Source organism: Rhodovulum euryhalinum, assembly GCF_004342445.1.
Taxonomy (GTDB): domain Bacteria; phylum Pseudomonadota; class Alphaproteobacteria; order Rhodobacterales; family Rhodobacteraceae; genus Rhodovulum; species Rhodovulum euryhalinum.
Window position 1 is genome coordinate 117,596 of the sequence record NZ_SLWW01000008.1, and the last position, 16,482, is coordinate 134,077.

The 16,482-nt window shown below is 66.8% G+C and carries 16 protein-coding genes; 12 read left to right on the forward strand and 4 right to left on the reverse strand.

All coding sequences use genetic code 11. From position 1 onward, the window contains the following. Window positions 1-156: 156 nt before the first annotated feature. The 9 genes from EV655_RS11150 (at window position 157) to EV655_RS11190 (ending at window position 9,714) form a co-directional block, all read left to right on the forward strand. A complete protein-coding gene (locus tag EV655_RS11150) occupies window positions 157-936 on the forward strand; it encodes an ABC transporter ATP-binding protein (RefSeq protein WP_132544827.1) in 780 nt (259 codons plus the stop codon). Between the two features lie 32 nt (window positions 937-968). Next, on the forward strand, window positions 969-1,709 hold the full coding sequence (locus EV655_RS11155; RefSeq protein ID WP_132544829.1) for a transporter substrate-binding domain-containing protein: 741 nt from the start codon (window positions 969-971) through the stop codon (window positions 1,707-1,709). 45 nt (window positions 1,710-1,754) lie between these two features. Continuing rightward, window positions 1,755-2,636 carry an ABC transporter permease gene (locus EV655_RS11160; RefSeq protein ID WP_132544831.1) on the forward strand — a complete coding sequence of 294 codons (882 nt, stop codon included), beginning with the start codon at window positions 1,755-1,757 and terminating at the stop codon, window positions 2,634-2,636. After that, window positions 2,633-3,472: an ABC transporter permease gene (locus tag EV655_RS11165; RefSeq protein ID WP_132544833.1), complete on the forward strand. Its 840-nt coding sequence runs from the start codon at window positions 2,633-2,635 to the stop codon at window positions 3,470-3,472. Before EV655_RS11160 ends, EV655_RS11165 begins: the two co-directional genes overlap by 4 nt. Continuing rightward, window positions 3,469-4,800, forward strand: a complete 1,332-nt coding sequence (locus tag EV655_RS11170) for a glutamine synthetase family protein (protein ID WP_132544835.1) — start codon at window positions 3,469-3,471, stop codon at window positions 4,798-4,800. The genes EV655_RS11165 and EV655_RS11170 overlap by 4 nt, the downstream gene beginning before the upstream one ends. A gap of 285 nt (window positions 4,801-5,085) precedes the next feature. Then, window positions 5,086-5,763 carry a type 1 glutamine amidotransferase gene (locus tag EV655_RS11175; protein ID WP_132544837.1) on the forward strand — a complete coding sequence of 226 codons (678 nt, stop codon included), beginning with the start codon at window positions 5,086-5,088 and terminating at the stop codon, window positions 5,761-5,763. Window positions 5,764-5,767: 4 nt separating this feature from the next. Next, window positions 5,768-7,123, forward strand: coding sequence for a glutamine synthetase family protein (locus EV655_RS11180; RefSeq protein WP_132544839.1), 1,356 nt, complete (start codon window positions 5,768-5,770; stop codon window positions 7,121-7,123). Then, complete coding sequence (locus tag EV655_RS11185; protein ID WP_132544841.1) at window positions 7,120-8,424, forward strand: NAD(P)/FAD-dependent oxidoreductase; 1,305 nt, start codon at window positions 7,120-7,122, stop codon at window positions 8,422-8,424. The genes EV655_RS11180 and EV655_RS11185 overlap by 4 nt, the downstream gene beginning before the upstream one ends. Window positions 8,425-8,511: 87 nt before the next feature. After that, window positions 8,512-9,714 (forward strand): DegT/DnrJ/EryC1/StrS family aminotransferase, encoded by a 1,203-nt coding sequence (locus EV655_RS11190; RefSeq protein ID WP_132544843.1) that lies wholly within the window; start codon window positions 8,512-8,514, stop codon window positions 9,712-9,714. Window positions 9,715-9,718: 4 nt separating this feature from the next. Here EV655_RS11190 and phaR read toward each other — a convergent pair whose 3' ends face one another. From phaR to EV655_RS11210, 3 genes are all read right to left on the reverse strand, one after another. After that, window positions 9,719-10,273, reverse strand: coding sequence for a polyhydroxyalkanoate synthesis repressor PhaR (phaR, locus tag EV655_RS11195; RefSeq protein ID WP_132544845.1), 555 nt, complete (start codon window positions 10,271-10,273; stop codon window positions 9,719-9,721). Window positions 10,274-10,421: 148 nt separating this feature from the next. Continuing rightward, a complete protein-coding gene (locus tag EV655_RS11205) occupies window positions 10,422-10,874 on the reverse strand; it encodes a phasin family protein (protein WP_132544849.1) in 453 nt (150 codons plus the stop codon). A gap of 126 nt (window positions 10,875-11,000) precedes the next feature. Then, entirely contained in the window at window positions 11,001-12,800 is a 1,800-nt protein-coding gene (locus tag EV655_RS11210; protein ID WP_132544851.1) for a PHA/PHB synthase family protein, read from the reverse strand. Between the two features lie 100 nt (window positions 12,801-12,900). Here EV655_RS11210 and phaZ point away from each other — a divergent pair, with 100 nt between their 5' ends. Further along, window positions 12,901-14,169 (forward strand): polyhydroxyalkanoate depolymerase, encoded by a 1,269-nt coding sequence (gene phaZ, locus EV655_RS11215; protein WP_132544853.1) that lies wholly within the window; start codon window positions 12,901-12,903, stop codon window positions 14,167-14,169. Between the two features lie 77 nt (window positions 14,170-14,246). Here the strand turns inward: phaZ and EV655_RS11220 are convergent, their stop codons facing one another. After that, window positions 14,247-14,996 carry an alpha/beta hydrolase gene (locus tag EV655_RS11220; RefSeq protein WP_132544855.1) on the reverse strand — a complete coding sequence of 250 codons (750 nt, stop codon included), beginning with the start codon at window positions 14,994-14,996 and terminating at the stop codon, window positions 14,247-14,249. Window positions 14,997-15,097: 101 nt separating this feature from the next. Here EV655_RS11220 and EV655_RS11225 point away from each other — a divergent pair, with 101 nt between their 5' ends. Both EV655_RS11225 and EV655_RS18665 read left to right on the forward strand, forming a co-directional pair. Continuing rightward, the gene (locus EV655_RS11225) at window positions 15,098-16,204 is read left to right on the forward strand and encodes a pyridoxal phosphate-dependent aminotransferase (RefSeq protein ID WP_132544857.1); all 1,107 of its coding nucleotides are present in this window, start codon (window positions 15,098-15,100) and stop codon (window positions 16,202-16,204) included. 53 nt (window positions 16,205-16,257) lie between these two features. Next, a complete protein-coding gene (locus EV655_RS18665; RefSeq protein ID WP_165905331.1) occupies window positions 16,258-16,428 on the forward strand; it encodes a hypothetical protein in 171 nt (56 codons plus the stop codon). Window positions 16,429-16,482: the final 54 nt, after the last annotated feature.

A 16,482-nucleotide genomic window follows, 5' to 3' on the forward strand; every position in this document is an offset into this window, starting at 1 on the left:
GCCAAGGGCTTCCAAGGAAAACCTTGGGGCGAGCAACCCCGGCCGTTCTGCCCAAATCCTGGGCATTCGCCGCACCTTACGCCAGTTACCCGTTGCAATCGGGGCGGATTTGCGCCCTACTTCGGGGCCGTCAAGCAACCCGACCGGCCGCGCCCCGTGACTGAAAACACCACGCCTGTCCTGGAAATCCGCGATCTCCACAAGAGCTATGGCGCGCTTGAGGTGCTGAAGGGCGTCAGCCTCGCCGCGCGCCAGGGCGATGTCGTCTCGCTGATCGGCTCGTCGGGGTCGGGCAAGTCGACACTGTTGCGCTGTGCGAACCTGCTGGAGGACAGCCAGCAGGGCGAGATCCTGTTCGAGGGCGAGCCCGTCACATGGAAGGGCCGCGGCCCCGCCCGCCAGCCCGCCGACCGCCGCCAGGTGATCCGCATCCGCACCAACCTGTCGATGGTGTTCCAGCAGTTCAACCTGTGGTCCCACATGACGATCCTGCAGAACGTGATGGAGGCGCCCGTCACCGTGCTGGGCGAGGACCGGGCCGAGGTCGAGACCCGGGCTCGCGGGCTTCTCGACAAGGTGGGAATCGGCGACAAGGCCGATGCCTGGCCGGCACAGCTTTCGGGCGGCCAGCAGCAGCGCGCCGCGATCGCGCGCGCGCTGGCGATGCAGCCCCGCGCGCTGCTGTTCGACGAGCCCACCTCGGCGCTGGACCCCGAGCTTCAGCAGGAGGTGGTGCGCGTCATCAAGGCGCTGGCCGCCGAGCGTCGAACCATGATCCTGGTCACCCACGACATGCGGCTTGCCGCGGACGTATCCGACCACGTGGTGTTCCTTCACCAGGGCCTGATCGAGGAGGAAGGCCCGCCCGACCGGCTGTTCGGCGCCCCGAAATCGGAACGCCTGAGACAATTCCTGAGTGCAACCGTGGCGGCCTGAGCCGCCGAACCAACCCAACGGGAGAGTAACAAATGAACAAGCTGATCCTCGGGACCGCCGCCCTGGCGCTTTCGGCCGGCATGGCACTGGCGCAGGACGTCGTGCGCCTGGGCACCGAGGGCGCCTACCCGCCCTACAACTTCATCAATGACAACGGCGAAGTCGACGGCTTCGAGCGTGAACTGGGCGACGAGCTTTGCGCGCGGGCCGAACTGACCTGTGAATGGGTGACGAACGACTGGGATTCGATCATCCCGAACCTCGTCTCGGGAAATTACGATGCGATCATCGCCGGCATGAGCATCACGCCCGAACGCGACGCCGTGGTGGATTTCTCCGAGGCCTACGTCCCGCCCACGCCGTCCGCCTATGCCGCGACCAGCGAGGATGCCGACATCGAAGGCGGCGTCGTCGCGGCCCAGACCGGCACGATCCAGGCCAACCACGTCGTCGACACCGGCGCGACCCTGCTGGAATTCCCGACGCCCGACGAGACGGTGGCAGCCGTGAGGAACGGCGAGGCCGACGCGGTGATCGCCGACAAGGACTTCCTGGTACCGGTCGTCGCAGAGGGCGACATGATCTTCGTCGGCGAGGACGTTCCGCTAGGCAATGGCATCGGCATGGCGTTCCGCGAATCCGACCCCGACCTCAAGACCAAGGTCGATGCCGCGATCCAGAGCATGAAGGCGGATGGCACGCTGAACGACATGATCCGGAAATGGTTCGGCGACGAAGCGCTTGTCTGGGGCGATGCCGAGGGCGGCAACTGACGCCCCCATGGCCGGGACGGCATGTCTGTCCCGGCCGCATCCGCCATGTTCGCGTCCTGCGCCGATCCCGGTACCCTAGATGGCCTGTCCTGGCTTGCCTGCTACCTGACCAGTGGCAAGCACATGGCGTTCTATGCGGCCTTCGGGACGGTGCTGCTGCTTCTGGCGATCACCGCGCCCGTCGCGCTTCTGTTCGGCTTCGGCGGTGCGATGGCGGCGCGCTCGCGGTTCTGGCCGCTGCAATGGCTGGGCCGCGCCTATACCGCGATGGTGCGGGGCGTGCCGGACATCGTGTTCTTCCTGTTCGTGCCGATCGCGCTTGACCAGGGGATCGAATGGCTGCGCCACCAGGTGAAATGCCCCGACTGGACCGAGCCGGTGCGGCGGGGCAGCGATTTCGTCGTCTGCGCCGAGGCCAAGCTGCCGCTCTCGACCAGCGCGCAATGGGTGCATGAGAGCTATGGCTTTGCGCTGGCCGTTCTGGCCTTTGCCGTGGTTTTCGGGGCGTTCGCGGCAAACGTGCTGTACGGCGCGATGCGGGCGGTGCCGCGGGCGCAGATCGAGACGGCCGAGGCCTATGGCATGACGCCGCGCCAGTCGTTCTGGCGCATCCTGGTCCCGCAGATGTGGGTCTATGCGCTGCCCGGATTGTCCAATCTCTGGATGATCCTGATCAAGGCGACGCCGCTTCTGTTCCTGCTGGGGGTCGAGGACATCGTCTACTGGGCACGCGAACTGGGCGGGTCCAAGACCCAGATCTACGACTATCCCCATCCCGACTGGCGGCTCTACTACTTCCTCGGCTTGCTGGTCTTCTACCTTGCGCTGACCAGGGTTTCCGAGGCGGTGCTGGGCCGGGTCACGGTACGTCTGTCCCGGGGGCAGGCCACGCTTGCGGGCGAGTCCCAGCGAAAGGCCACCCAATGAGCTGCCTGCAGACGATCCAGGACTACGCGCTGCGCTCGGTCGGCATCGGCGAGCGGCTGTTGCCGCGGTCCGACTTCACGCTGTGCGAGCAGGTCACGCTGATCGGGTCGGGCATGATCTGGAACGTCTATTTCGGATTCGTCGCGCTCGCCGCGGGATTCTTTCTTGCCACCGCGGTGGCGCTGGCGCGGCTCAGCCCGGTCTGGGCGGTGCGCAAGCCCGCGGAATGGTTCATCTTCATCTTCCGCGGATCGCCGCTGTTCATCCAGTTCTTCCTGGCCTACGAGGCCTTCGTGTTGCTGCCGAAGACCGGGATCGAGCTGAACCTGATCTTCATCGAGATCACCGCCGACACGCGCTGGCTGACGCGGGCCTGGGCAGGGGCACTGATCGTGCTGTTTCTGAACACCGCCGCCTATTCGGCCGAGATCTTCTATGGCGCGCTCTGCTCGGTGCCCAAGGGCGACCTCGAGGCCGCCGACGCCTATGGGCTGTCGGGCTGGGCCAGGTTCCGCCGGGTGGTCTGGCCCACGATGCTGCGGCTGGCCTGGCCGGCCTACACAAACGAGGCGATCTTCCTGTTCCATGCCACCACTCTGGTCTATTTCTCGGGCTTCCCGGCCTGGCAGCAGAAGGGCGACGCGCTTTATTATGCCAGCTACTTCGCCGACAAGACCTTCAACCCGTTCATCCCCTACCCGATCGTGGCGGGCTATTTCATCCTGCTGACGCTGGTCGTGATCGGTTTGTTCGAACTGATGAACCGGCGGCTGAACCGCCACCTCGCGCCGGCCGCCAGGCCTCGGCTGAGGATACGCCCGCAGGTGATCCGATGACGCGCTGGCTGGAAGAACACCCCGAGGTGCGCACGATCCGCGTGGCCGCCTGCGACCTGAACGGCCAGGCCCGCGGCAAGCGCCTGCCCTCGCGCTTTGCCGGCAAGGTCGCCGAGGAGGGCACGCGGTTTCCGCTGTCGGTGTTGAATCTCGATATCTGGGGCGAGGATATCGAGGACAGCCCGCTGGTCTTCGAGACGGGCGACGCCGACGGGGTGCTGATGCCCACCGGGCGCGGCTTTGTCCCTATGCCCTGGCTGGAGGCGCCGACGGCGCTGTTGCCGCTGTGGATGTTCACCGAGGAGGGGGCCCCCTTCGAGGGCTGTCCGCGCCAGGCGCTGGCGCGGGTGCTGGACGCCTATGCCGCGCGGGGCTGGCAGCCGCAGGTGGCGACCGAACTGGAATTCTACCTCATCGACGATTCGGGCAAGCGGCCGAACGCCCCCCGCTCGCCCAGGTCGGGCAAGCGGCGCAAGGCGGCCGAGATCCTGAGCCTGCGCACGCTCGACGCCTTCGACGGCTTCTTCACCGACCTCTACGACGCCTGCGAGGCGATGGACATTCCCGCCGATGCGCTGATTTCCGAGGCGGGGATGGGGCAGTTCGAGGTCAACCTGATGCACGGGCCGGCGATGAAGGCCGCGGACGACGCGTGGCTGTTCAAGATGCTGGTCAAGGGCGTGGCGCGGCGCCACGAATTTGCCGGCAGCTTCATGGCCAAGCCCTATGCCGAGCACGCGGGCAACGGGCTGCACATGCATTTCTCGGTGCTGGATGCCGATGGCGCCAACATCTTCGACGACGCCCGCCCGAACGGCCCCAAGCTGCTGCACCAGGCGGTCGCGGGCTGCCTTGCGGCGCTGCCCGACATGACGCTGGTGCTGGCACCGCATGCCAACAGCTATGACCGCCTCGTGCCCGGCGCGCATGCACCAACCGGCATCTGCTGGGCACAGGAGAACCGCACCGCGGCGCTGCGCATCCCCGGCGGCTCGCCGCGCGCGCGGCGCATCGAGCATCGCGTCGCAGGCGGCGACATCAACCCCTATCTGATGATCGCCGCGGTTCTGGGCGCCGCGCTGATCGGGATCGAGGACGGGCTTGTGCCACCGCCGCCGGTCACCGGCAACGCCTACGACCAGGACCTGCCGCAAATCCCGACCTGCTGGCTGGGGGCGATCGACGCGTTCGAGAACAGCCCGAGGATCGCGCGGATCTTTGCGCCCGGGCTCATCGGCAACCTGGTGATGACCAAGCGGCAGGAAGCCCGCCGCGTCGCCGCGCTCGACGCGGACCAGCGCCTGGCGCTGTATCTCGACACGGTGTAGCGCGGGGCCGACCACCGGACGACGGGGCCCAACCTTGAAGGACAGCGGGTTTCGCCTTGCTGCGCAAGGCGCCCCGCCGGGGGCTCTGCCCCCGGACCCCCGGAGTATTTCCACCAAGAAGAAGCAACGACGGGAAGCCCTTGCGCGGGCGGCAGCTTTACCGCACCGCGGCGATCCGGGGCGGTGGCACAAGGTGCTGCGCATCCGGGCCGGGTAGCGCCCAAGAGGGCTTGCCGGACCGCAAGCCGCTGACTAGGTTGGCAGCGGACAATCCACGGAACCTCCATGCAGATCGGCATCTTGCAGACCGGCCACGCGCCCGATGCGCTTCGGGTGGCGCAGGGCGACTATCCCGACATGTTCGCGCGGCTTTTCCGCGGTCATGGGTTCACCTTTCGAACCTGGGATGTCGAGGCGATGGATTTTCCCGGCTCGGTGCACGCGGCCGAGGGCTGGCTGATCACCGGATCGCGCCACGGGGTCTACGAGGAGCACCCTTTCATCCCGCCGCTCGAGACGTTCATCCGCGCCGCCCTTGACGCGGGCGTGCCCGTCGTCGGCATCTGCTTTGGCCACCAGATCATCGCGCAGGCGCTTGGCGGCCAGGTCGAGAAATATGCCGGCGGCTGGTCGGTCGGCCCCCGCACCTATCAGATCGAGGGGCGGTGCGTCACGCTGAACGCCTGGCATCAGGATCAGGTGATCCGTCCGCCCGAGGGCGCCGAGACCGTAGGCCACGACGCATTCTGCGCCCATGCGGCGCTGATCTATGGCGACCGCGCCTTTTCCGTGCAGCCCCATCCCGAATTCGACCGCGACTTCATCACGGGGCTGATGGAGACCCGCGCGCCCGGTGTTGTGCCCGAACCGGTTCTGGCCGAGGCGCGGGCACGGCTCGACACCCCCACCGATGCGGGCGCGATGGCCGAGCGCATCACACGATTCTTCCGCGAAAGGCACTGACCCCATGTCCACCTGGCTTGACCAGCTCCCCGAGGCCACGAGCGTCTATCTCGACGGGCGCAAGCCCGACGAGGTGGAATGCATCGTGGCCGACATCGCCGGGATCGCCCGCGGCAAGGCGATGCCCGCCTCGAAATTCGCCACCCAGACGCGGTTCTACCTGCCCAACTCGATCTTCCTGCAGACGATCACCGGGGACTGGGCCGACATTCCGGGCCAGGAATTCACCGAGCCCGACATGATCCTGACGCCGGATTTCACCACCGCGACGGCCGCGCCCTGGACCGCCGACCTGACGTTGCAGGTGATCCACGACATTGCCGACCAGGCCGGCAACCCGGTGCCGATCGCGCCCCGCAACGTGCTGAAGCGCATCGTGGGACTTTACAACGCCCGCGGCTGGAAACCCATCGTCGCGCCCGAGATGGAATTCTTCCTCGTCGCGCGCAACGTCAACCCCGCCGAGCCGGTCGAGGCGCCGATCGGCCGGTCGGGCCGCAAGGCCGCCGCGCGGCAGGCCTATTCGATGAGTGCGGTGGACGAATACGGCCCCGTGATCGACGACATCTACGATTTCGCCGAGGCGCAGGGCCTCGAGATCGACGGCATCCTGCAGGAGGGCGGCGCGGGCCAGGTGGAGCTGAACCTGCGCCATGGCGACCCGGTGCGGCTGGCCGACGAGATCTTCTTCTTCAAGCGGCTGATCCGCGAGGCGGCGCTCAGGCACGACTGCTATGCCACCTTCATGGCCAAGCCGATCGAGGACGAACCGGGGTCGGCCATGCATATCCACCATTCGGTGGTCGACATTGCGACCGAGCGGAACATCTTTTCGGAACCCGACGGGGGCGAAAGCCCGGCCTTCATGCATTTCATCGCCGGGCTGCAGACCCACATGCCCTCGGTGGTTGCACTGCTGGCGCCCTATGTGAACAGCTATCGCCGCTACGTCCCCGACTTCGCCGCGCCGATCAACCTGGAATGGGGGCGCGACAACCGCACCACCGGCCTGCGGGTGCCGGTGGCCGAACCCGAGGCCCGGCGGGTCGAAAACCGGCTGGCAGGGATGGATTGCAACCCCTATCTCGGCATCGCGGCGTCGCTGGCCTGTGGCTATCTGGGCCTGATCGAGGGCACCCAGCCCAAGGCGGAATACAAGGGCGACGCCTATTCCGGCGACGAATCGATCCCGCGCAACGTCAGCGAGGCACTGGACATCTTCGGCGCGTCCCAGGCCATGCGGCAGGTCCTGGGCGAAGAGTTCTGCGCCGTCTACGAGTCGGTCAAGACGCTGGAATACAAGGAGTTCCTGCAGGTCATCAGCCCGTGGGAGCGCGAACATCTGTTGTTGAACGTATGAACCTGCTGTTCGCCAACGACCGCCCGGGGGCCTATCCCGAGAGCTGGTATGCCGAGGTGACGCCGCCGCTGGCGCCGTTCGCGCCGCTGGCGGGTGACCGGCGAGCCGATCTTTGCGTGGTGGGGGGCGGCTATACCGGGCTGTCGGCGGCGCTGCACGCGGCCGAGGCCGGGGCCGACGTGGTGCTGGTCGAGGCGCACCGGGTGGGGTTCGGCGCATCCGGGCGGAATGGCGGACAGGTCGGGTCGGGCCAGCGGCTGCACCAGGACGCGCTGGAGCGGATGCTGGGCGATGCCGCGGCGGCCCGGCTGTGGCACCTGGCCGAGGACGCCAAGGCGCTGGTGGCCCACCTGATTGCCGCGCATGCCATCGCCTGCGATTATCGCCCGGGCGTGGCCCATGCGGAATGGACGAACCGCGGCGTGGACGCAGCGCATGCCTATGCCGAAAAGCTGCTGCGTGACTACGAATACGATCTCGTCGAGCCGCTGACAGGCGACGAGATGCGTGCGCTGGTGGGGTCGCCCGCCTACAAGGGCGGCGTGGTGGACTGGGGTGCGGGACACCTGAACCCGCTGGCCTTCGTACTGGGACTGGCGCGCGCCGCAGCGGCGGCCGGGGCCGTGATCCACGAGGGCACGCTGGTGGAACGGGTCGAACCGGGCGCCCGCCCCGTTGTCGTCACCGACAAAGGCCGGGTGACGGCCGACACGGTGATCCTGGCCGCGAACGGCTATCTTGGCGGGCTGGAGCCAACCATTGCCGCGCGCGTCATGCCGATCAACAATTTCATCGTCGCGACCGAGCCCCTGGGCGAGCGCGCCGCGGGCGTGCTGACGCGCGAGATCGCAGTGGCCGACAGCCGTTTCGTGGTGAACTATTTCCGCCTGACACCCGACCATCGGCTGCTGTTCGGCGGCGGTGAGAGCTATGGCTACCGCTTTCCCGGGGATATCCGGGCGAAGGTGCGCAAGCCGATGCTCCAGGTCTTTCCGCAACTGGCCGATGTCGCGCTGACGCATGCCTGGGGCGGCACGCTTGCGATCACCCGCACCCGCCTGCCCCATCTGGCCGCACCCGCGCCGGGTATCCTGTCAGCGGGCGGCTATTCGGGTCACGGGGTGGCACTGGCGACGCTGGCCGGGCGCCTTCTGGCCGAGGCGAGCCGCGGGCCCAGCGCCGGTTTCGAGAGCTTTGCGCGCCTGCCCTGCCCGCCTTTCCCGGGCGGGACCGCCTTGCGTACGCCGCTGCTGGCGCTTGCCATGGCGTGGTATGGCCTGCGCGACACGCTGGGGTTTTGATCCGGGCGGATCGCGGCTGCCATTTGTCTGTCACGGGGCTTTGCTTTACAGAAAACCTGAAAGCGATGTTCAGGAAAGGCGAAACCCATGGCCCTCGCCCCCAATGTCTACGACGCCGAACCGATCCCCGAGGCGGCGCGGGCCGAGATCGACCGGCTGCTGCAATCGGGCGACCTGTTCCGCTATACCGCCGCCAAGGACGCGCCCGTGACACTGCTGGAACGGGAGTTCGCCGCGTTCATGGGCGCCCGCTACGCGGTGGCGGTGTCGTCCTGCTCGGCGGCGCTGTTTCTCTCGCTCAAGGCGCTGGACCTGCCGCGCGGGGCGCGTGTGATGATCCCGGCCTTTACCTTCGCCGCGGTGCCCTCGGCCATCGTGCACGCCGATTGCCAGCCGGTTCTGGTCGAGGTGGGCGCAAATTACCGGATCGACATGGGGGATTTCGCGGCGAAGCTGGACGAGGGTATCGCCGCCGTCATCGTCAGCCACATGCGCGGGCATACCTCGGACATGGATGCCATCATGGCCCTGTGCGCCGCACGGCAGATCCCGGTGATCGAGGACGCCGCCCATTCGCTGGGCACGCTCTGGCACGGGCGGAAGATCGGCACGCTGGGCGCGATCGGCTGTTTCAGTTTCCAGTCCTACAAGCTGGTCAATGCGGGCGAGGGCGGCATCCTGATCACCGACGACCCCGACCTTGCGGCCCGCGCGGTCATCATGTCGGGCGCCTACGAGCACAACTGGAAAAAGCATGACGGCCTGCAGAACAGCTTTGCCCACTGGCAGAACCGGCTGCCGCTTTACAACATGCGGATGCAGAACCTGTCGGCCGCGGTGATCCGCCCGCAACTGGCCGAGGTGGACCGCCGGGTCAGCGACGGGAGGGCGAACCACGACTACGTCGCGGGCCGCCTGAATACCTGCGCCTGGCTCGACGTGCCCCCGCCCCTGCCGCCCGAGGAACGCGCGCCCGATTCGATCCAGTTCAACCTTGTCGGCCTTGACAGCGACGCGGAGGCCATCGCGTTTCAGGACGAAGCCCGGGCGCGCGGGGTCGGCGTGCAGGTCTTCGGCCTGAGCCAGGACAATGCGCGCGCCTTCTGGAACTGGCGGTTCATCGAGGGGCCGCAACCCGACCTGCCGAAGACGCGTGCGATGCTGATGCGGGCCTGCGACACGCGGCTGCCCGCGCGGCTGACGCGCGGGGAGCTCGATCTGATTGCGGATGCGCTGATCGGGGCGGTCGAGGCCGTGAAGGGGGCGGACACCCGCGCCTACGGCACCTGACTCCTCAGCCGTTCAGCTTGGACAGCTTGCGCTGCAACTCGGCCAGCTCGCGGCGGATATCGTCCAGTTCACCGCTTCCGCCGCGTGCATCCTCGTCGTCGCGCGCGGGACCGGAACTGCCCGCCCAGCCCGCGGTCATTGCCTTGAGGAACGCCTCTTGCTGGGCCTGCAACGCCTCGAAGCCGGGCATGGCCGCAATCGGGTTCATCCGGCCCATGTTCTCCATCATCTTCGCCTGGCTCTCGCGCAGCATGTCAAAGCTCTGGGCCAGGAATTGCGGCACGATGCTGTTGGCCGATGTCGTATAGCTGCGCACCAGGTCGGTCAGCACGTTGATCGGCAGCACGCTTTCGCCCTTGCTCTCGTGCTCGGCGATGATCTGGAGAAGGTACTGCCGGGTCAGGTCGTCGCCGCTTTTCAGGTCGACGATCTTGACCTCGCGGCCCTCGCGGATGACCTTGGCGATGTCCTCCAGCGTGACGTAGTCGCTTGTCTCGGTGTTGTAGAGACGGCGGCTGGCATAGCGCTTGATCAGCAATGGATCTTTCGCGTCGGTCACGGGCGGGCCTCCCTCGATGGCGATGCTGCAGCAGCAGCGGTTCGCAGCTTAAGCGCTGCAAACGCAAAAAGAAAGGGCGGGCACAAGGCCCGCCCCAGGTATTGACCTATCGACAGGGAGGAGGAGTCGAGGTCAAATCGGTATCGGTTCAGACCGCAGTGGCGGTGGTCGCCTTCTTGACGGTCTTGGTCGCCGTGGTCGTGGCCTTCTTCATCGCCGTGGTGGCGTCCTGAGAGAAGTCCTTGCCCGCGGCCAGCATCAGCTCGACGGTTTCCATCTGAACCTTCTTGGCGACTTCGGCGAAGGCGGCCATGTTCTCGGCAGCCATTTCGGCCGTCGAGGACGCGAAATCGGTCATCGCCTTGGTGTAGTCGGTGGGCTCGTCCTTGACGGTGGCCACTTCGCCGAACTTGGCCAGCGTGTCCTTGGTCCACTTGGCGGAAATCTCGGTGGATTTCTCGGCGGCTTCGAGCGCGACCTTCGACATCTTCTCGGCCAGCGCGGCCTGGGTCTTGAACGCGTCCTGCATCACGGTCGGGTCCATCGAGAACGCGGACATCATGTCCTGCATCATCTTGGTGAAATCCTGGGTGTCAGCCATTGGGGGTCTCCTGTTGCGGGCGTACCGCCCGTCTCTGCTGTGATCCTGAACACGAACATACATGCTGCGCCGCAGCATTTCAAGTGTCTTTTGCTGCGTCGCAGCAATTCCCGCGAATGGCCGGTTTCAGTCGGGTCCGGCCGATAGCACATAGGTGCCGGGCGCGTCGCATAGCGCCTGCAGCGGACCCTCTCCGGGGATGCGGGCAGGAACCTGCTTGCCGGACCGCCGGCTCAGCCACGCCTCCCAGCGCGGCCACCACGACCCCTCGTGGAACTCGGCCCCCGCGCGCCATACCTCGGCGGTCATGTCCTTCGTCGGGGCGTCGTTCGTGTAGTGGCCGTATTTCCGCTTGGCCGGCGGATTCACGATGCCCGCGATATGGCCCGACTGCGAGAGGATGAAGGTCTTGTCGCGGCTGCCCATCCGGCGCACGCCCTCGTAGGACGAGGCCCAGGCCGCGATATGGTCGGTCTCGCAGGCCACGGCGCAAAGCGGCACCTTCACCTCGGAAATCTTAACGGTCTCGCCGCAGATCTCGAACCCGTCACGGGCGAAGCGGTCGCCCTGGCAGAGTCCGCGCAGGTATTCGACCACCATCCGCGCTGGCAGGTTCGTCGAATCGCCGTTCCAGAACAGCAGGTCAAAGGCCGGCGGACGTTCGCCCATCATGTAGTTGCGGATCGCGGGCCGGTAGATCAGGTCGTTCGAGCGCAGAAACGAGAAGGTGCGCGACATGAAGAAGCTGTCGAGATAGCCGTTTTCGGTCACCTCGCGTTCGATCCCGTCCACGAAATCGTCGTCGAGGAACACCCCCACCTCGCCCTGGTCCGAGAAATCGGTCAGCGTGGTGAAGAAGGTGGCCGAGCGGATCGAGCGGTCCTTGCGCTTTTCCATCAGCGCCAGCGTCAGCGACAGCGTGGTGCCCGCGATGCAATAGCCGATCACGTTGACCTTGTCCTCGGCGGTGATCTTCTTCACCTGCTCTACGACGGTCAGATAGCCCTCTTCGACATAGGTATCCATGCCGACATCGGCATAGCTCGCGTCGGGGTTCACCCAAGACACCACGAACAGGGTGTAGCCCTGGTCGACGATCCACTTGATCAGCGAGTTCTTCGGCGTCAGGTCGAGGATGTAGAACTTGTTGATCCAGGGCGGGAAGATGATCAGCGGCGTGGCATGCACCGTCTCTGTGCTGGGCGCATACTGGATCAACTCCAGCATCCGGTTGCGATAGACGACCTTGCCAGACGTCGTCGCCAGATTCTCGCCCACCGTAAAGGCGTCGCGATCGGCCAGCGTCACCAGGATTTCGCCCTCGTTCGCCTCGATGTCGCGTACCAGGTTCTCCAGCCCGTCGACCAGCGACTGGCCGTCGGTCGCCACCGCCTTTTCCAGCGCCTCGGGGTTCGTACCGAGGAAATTCGCGGGCGACATCAGGTCGACGATCTGCTGGGTGAAGTATTCCAGCCGCCTGGCATCCTTGGGGTTGAGCCCCTCGATACCCTTGACCGCACTTGCGATCGCCTCGGCGTTCATCAGGTATTGCTGCTTGACGAAGTTGAAATAGGGGTGGGTCTGCCACAGCGGGTTCGAGAACCGCGGATCGGGCGGCGTGCGGTCCTCGGGCGCCTTGAGCGTACCGCGCGCCAGCGCCTCCTGCGCCTCGACGAAATGTTTCAATGACTTGCCCCAATAGGCGACCTGATGCTCGATCAGCTTCGAGGGGTTGCGCATCATCTCGACCATGTAGGCGGCGGCGGCCTTCATGTAGAGGTCGTGGCCCGGCCCCTGCAGGTTCGGATCGATCCTCCGCTTCCTGGATACCGCGCCCATCAACCGTTCGGTCAGCCCCTCGAGTTTGGCGAGGTTCTCGTTCAGACGTTCGAGATTCGTGCCCGGCGCATCTTCTTCAGTTGTCACGGCGCGGTTTCCCCCTTACTTTTCGCAGTCGCAGCATCGCCGCCTCCCCGGCTATCGCTGAGCCTGCATCTCCGATATCCTATCGGAAAAGGAGTGGCGAATGAAATACATGGCGACCTACGACCTGATGGAGACGGCGCGCAACACCAACCAGTGGCTGGGCGCGACCGCGCAGGCGCTTGGTTCGTATCCGGCCGTCAGCATGGTGCCGAACCCGTTCTTCCGGCTGATTGCCGCATGGGGCGAGGTGACCGAACGCACCTTTGCGCGCATGGTCGCCAAGCCCGACTGGAACATCAACTCGGTGGTCGGCGCAGACGGGCGAGACCATATCGTGTCGGTCGAGAAGGCCGTCCAGCGCCCGTTTGGCGACCTGATCCAGTTCCAGGTGCACGGCCGCCCGCCCAAGGCCCGCCGCGTCCTGCTGGTGGCGCCGATGTCGGGCCACTATGCCACGCTCCTGCGCTCGACAGTGGCCAGTCTGCTGCCCGATTGCGAGGTCTTCATCACCGACTGGCACAACGCGCGCGACATCCCGGTGTCCGCCGGCAAGTTCGATGTCGAGGATTACACCCTCTACCTTGTCGATTTCATGAAGTTCCTCGGCCCCGACACCCACGTGATCGCGGTCTGCCAGCCCGCGCCGCTGACGCTGGCCGCAACCGCCTATCTGGCGGCTGAGGATCCGGATGCCCAGCCCCGGTCGCTAACACTGATCGGCGGCCCGATCGACCCCGACGCGGCCAAGACCGACGTCACAGATTTCGGCCGCCGCGTCACCATGGGCCAGCTTGAACAGCTTGCGATCCAGCGGGTCGGCTTCAAGTACGAAGGCGTCGGACGGCTGGTCTATCCGGGCCTGTTGCAGCTTGCCTCATTCATGTCGATGAATGGCGACCGCCACAGCCGCGCCTTTTCGGAACAGGTTCTCAAGGTCGCCAAGGGCGAGGCGGGGGACCACGACAAGCACAACCGGTTCTACGACGAATATCTCGCGGTGATGGACATGACCGCGGAATTCTACCTGTCGACGGTCGAGCGCGTCTTCAAGCGCCGCGAGATCGCGCGCAACGTCTTCAAGGTGGCGGGCCGCCAGGTCGATATCGCCGCGATCACCGAGGTTGCGGTCAAGACCGTCGAGGGGGCAAATGACGACATCTCGGCGCCGGGCCAGTGCATCGCGGCGCTGGACCTGCTGACCGGGCTGCCGGACGAGAAGAAGGCCAGCCACCTGGAACCGGGCGCAGGCCATTACGGCATCTTCGCGGGCAAGAGCTGGCGCAACAACATCCGGCCGCTGGTGCTGAACTTCATCGACGCGAATTCCGGCGCACCGCAACCGGGCCGCGCGCATCTGCGATCCGTCTGAAGGGCCGCGCCCGCCGGGCGCGGGCGCCTTCGGCGCGTGAGTATTTGAACCAAGAAGAAGACAGGGGTGGCGGCGGTTCAGACCGCCGTCACCTCGGCAATGGCGGTTTCGATCAGGGCAAGGTTTTCCGGCTCCGAGAACCGGTGATCGGCGCCCCTGACGAGCGTCAGGTGGGCGTCGGCGCAGTCGATGTGATCGAGCAGCCGCAGCGCAACCGATACCGCCACATCCTCATCCGCCGTGCCCTGCAGCAACCGCACCGGGAAGGGCAGGTGCAGGGGCGCGCGCAGCACCAGGTTCGCGCGCCCGTCCTCGATCAGGCGGCGCGTTATCGTATAGGGGCTGTCGGCATAGCCGGACGGGATCTCGATCCGGCCCTTCTCCATCAACTCGGCGCGCTGGGTCTCGGTGAAACCTGCCCACATGCTGTCCTCGGTGAAATCGGGCGCGGCGGCGATTCCGACCAGGCCCGCGACCCGCCGGGGCATCGCGCGGGCCAGCAACAGCGCGATCCAGCCCCCCATCGACGAGCCGACCAGCACCTGCGGCCCCTCGGTCAGCGCCGTGACCGCCGCAGCCGCATCCGCCGCCCAGTCGCCGATGCAGCCCTCCGAGAAGGTACCAGAACTTTGCCCATGGCCGGAATAGTCGAATCGCAGGAAGGCGCGGCCCGCGGCGCGCGCCCATGACTCGAGATGGGTGGCCTTGGTCCCCTCCATGTCGGACATGAAGCCGCCGAGGAACACCACGCCGGGCGCGGCGCCGGGAGTCTTGTGCCAGGCCAGTCGGCGGCCCTCGGGCGTGGTCAGGAACTGGGGCGCGGTCATCGGGGAACCTCCTGGAACGCGGGCGAGCCTAGGCAGCTACGCGGCCGGTCGCAAGCCCCGCCCCCTTGCCCGCGCGCGTGTTTTCCGCTTTGCTCCTGCCCATGACCGGACCCCGTTTCACCGATCTCGTCGCGAGCCTGCCGGCCAGCGTGCCCTTTGTCGGGCCGGAAACCCAGGAACGCGCCCGCGGCCGCCCGTTCCGTGCCCGCCTCGGCGCGAATGAAAGCCTGTTCGGCCCATCGCCCCGCGCCGTGGCCGCCATGCAGGAGGCCGCGCGCGAGACCTGGAAATACGGAGACTCGCAGAACCACGACCTGCGCGCCGCGCTGGCGGCGGATCTGGGCGTCGCGCCGGAAAACGTGATGGTCGGCGAGGGAATCGACGGGCTGCTGGGGTATCTCGTGCGGATGCTGGTCGGTCCCGGCGACACGGTGGTGACCTCGGCCGGCGCCTATCCGACCTTCAACTACCACGTGGTGGGCTTTGGCGGCTTCCTGCAGATGGTGCCCTTTGCGGGTGACCACGAGGATCCCGACGCGTTGATCGCCCGGGCCCGCGCGGTGGGGGCCAAGCTTGTCTACCTGTCGAACCCCGACAACCCGATGGGAAGCTGGCATCCCGCCGAGCGGGTGCAGCAGATGATCGAGGCGGTCCCGGACGGCACGCTGATGATCCTTGACGAGGCCTATATCGAGTTCGCGCCCGGGGGCACGGCGCCGCCCATCGACCCGGACGATCCCCGCGTGATCCGGTTCCGCACCTTTTCCAAGGCGCATGGGCTGGCGGGGGCGCGGGTGGGCTATGCCATCGGGGCCGCGCCGCTGATCGCGGCCTTTGACAGGGTGCGCAACCATTTCGGCATGTGCCGGATCAGCCAGGCGGGCGCGCTGGCCTCGCTGTCTGACCCGGCCTGGCTTGCCGAGGTCAAGGCGCAGGTCGCTGCCGCGCGCGACCGGATCGCGTCAATCGCGCGCGAGAACGGGCTGACGCCCCTGCCGTCCGCCGCGAATTTCGTCACCGTCGATTGCGGCGCGGACGGCGATTTCGCGCGGGCCGTTCTGGCCGAGCTTGCCCGGCGGGACGTCTTCGTGCGCATGCCGGGGGTCGCGCCGCTCGACCGCTGCATCCGTGTTTCGGCGGGGCCCGAGGACCACCTTGCTGTTCTCGCCGAGGAACTGCCCGCCGCACTGGCGGCCGCCCGGGGCTGAGGTTCCCGCAAGAATCCCCTCACCGCATAGCGGATCCGTGGCAGGATGGGCCCATGCGTGACCGCCCCGTGACACCGGTCGAGAATTTCACCCGCCCGTTCCTGGTGACCGGGTTCCTTGCGCTGTTCACCCTGCTGGTCCTGGTCTGGGCGCTCTGGGGCTATGGCTGGGCGCTGGCGGTCGGGGCAGGGCTCGCCGGTCTGGTTGGTCTGTGCCGTCGGTGATCTGGTCACATACGCCGGCGGTCCGGTGCGCTAGGTCAGGTGGCGACCCTCCTT

Excerpts from the sequence above, each read along its gene's own strand:
- phaZ (WP_132544853.1), top strand. The coding sequence starts at position 12,901 with ATGAAATACATGGCGACCTACGACCTGATGGAGACGGCGCGCAACACC.
- EV655_RS11225 (WP_132544857.1), top strand. The coding sequence starts at position 15,098 with ATGACCGGACCCCGTTTCACCGATCTCGTCGCGAGCCTGCCGGCCAGC.
- EV655_RS11190 (WP_132544843.1), top strand. The coding sequence starts at position 8,512 with ATGGCCCTCGCCCCCAATGTCTACGACGCCGAACCGATCCCCGAGGCG.
- EV655_RS11160 (WP_132544831.1), top strand. The coding sequence starts at position 1,755 with ATGTTCGCGTCCTGCGCCGATCCCGGTACCCTAGATGGCCTGTCCTGG.
- EV655_RS11220 (WP_132544855.1), bottom strand. The coding sequence starts at position 14,996 with ATGACCGCGCCCCAGTTCCTGACCACGCCCGAGGGCCGCCGACTGGCC.
- EV655_RS11165 (WP_132544833.1), top strand. The coding sequence starts at position 2,633 with ATGAGCTGCCTGCAGACGATCCAGGACTACGCGCTGCGCTCGGTCGGC.
- EV655_RS18665 (WP_165905331.1), top strand. The coding sequence starts at position 16,258 with ATGCGTGACCGCCCCGTGACACCGGTCGAGAATTTCACCCGCCCGTTC.
- EV655_RS11185 (WP_132544841.1), top strand. The coding sequence starts at position 7,120 with ATGAACCTGCTGTTCGCCAACGACCGCCCGGGGGCCTATCCCGAGAGC.
- EV655_RS11175 (WP_132544837.1), top strand. The coding sequence starts at position 5,086 with ATGCAGATCGGCATCTTGCAGACCGGCCACGCGCCCGATGCGCTTCGG.
- EV655_RS11180 (WP_132544839.1), top strand. The coding sequence starts at position 5,768 with ATGTCCACCTGGCTTGACCAGCTCCCCGAGGCCACGAGCGTCTATCTC.
- EV655_RS11205 (WP_132544849.1), bottom strand. The coding sequence starts at position 10,874 with ATGGCTGACACCCAGGATTTCACCAAGATGATGCAGGACATGATGTCC.
- EV655_RS11170 (WP_132544835.1), top strand. The coding sequence starts at position 3,469 with ATGACGCGCTGGCTGGAAGAACACCCCGAGGTGCGCACGATCCGCGTG.
- EV655_RS11155 (WP_132544829.1), top strand. The coding sequence starts at position 969 with ATGAACAAGCTGATCCTCGGGACCGCCGCCCTGGCGCTTTCGGCCGGC.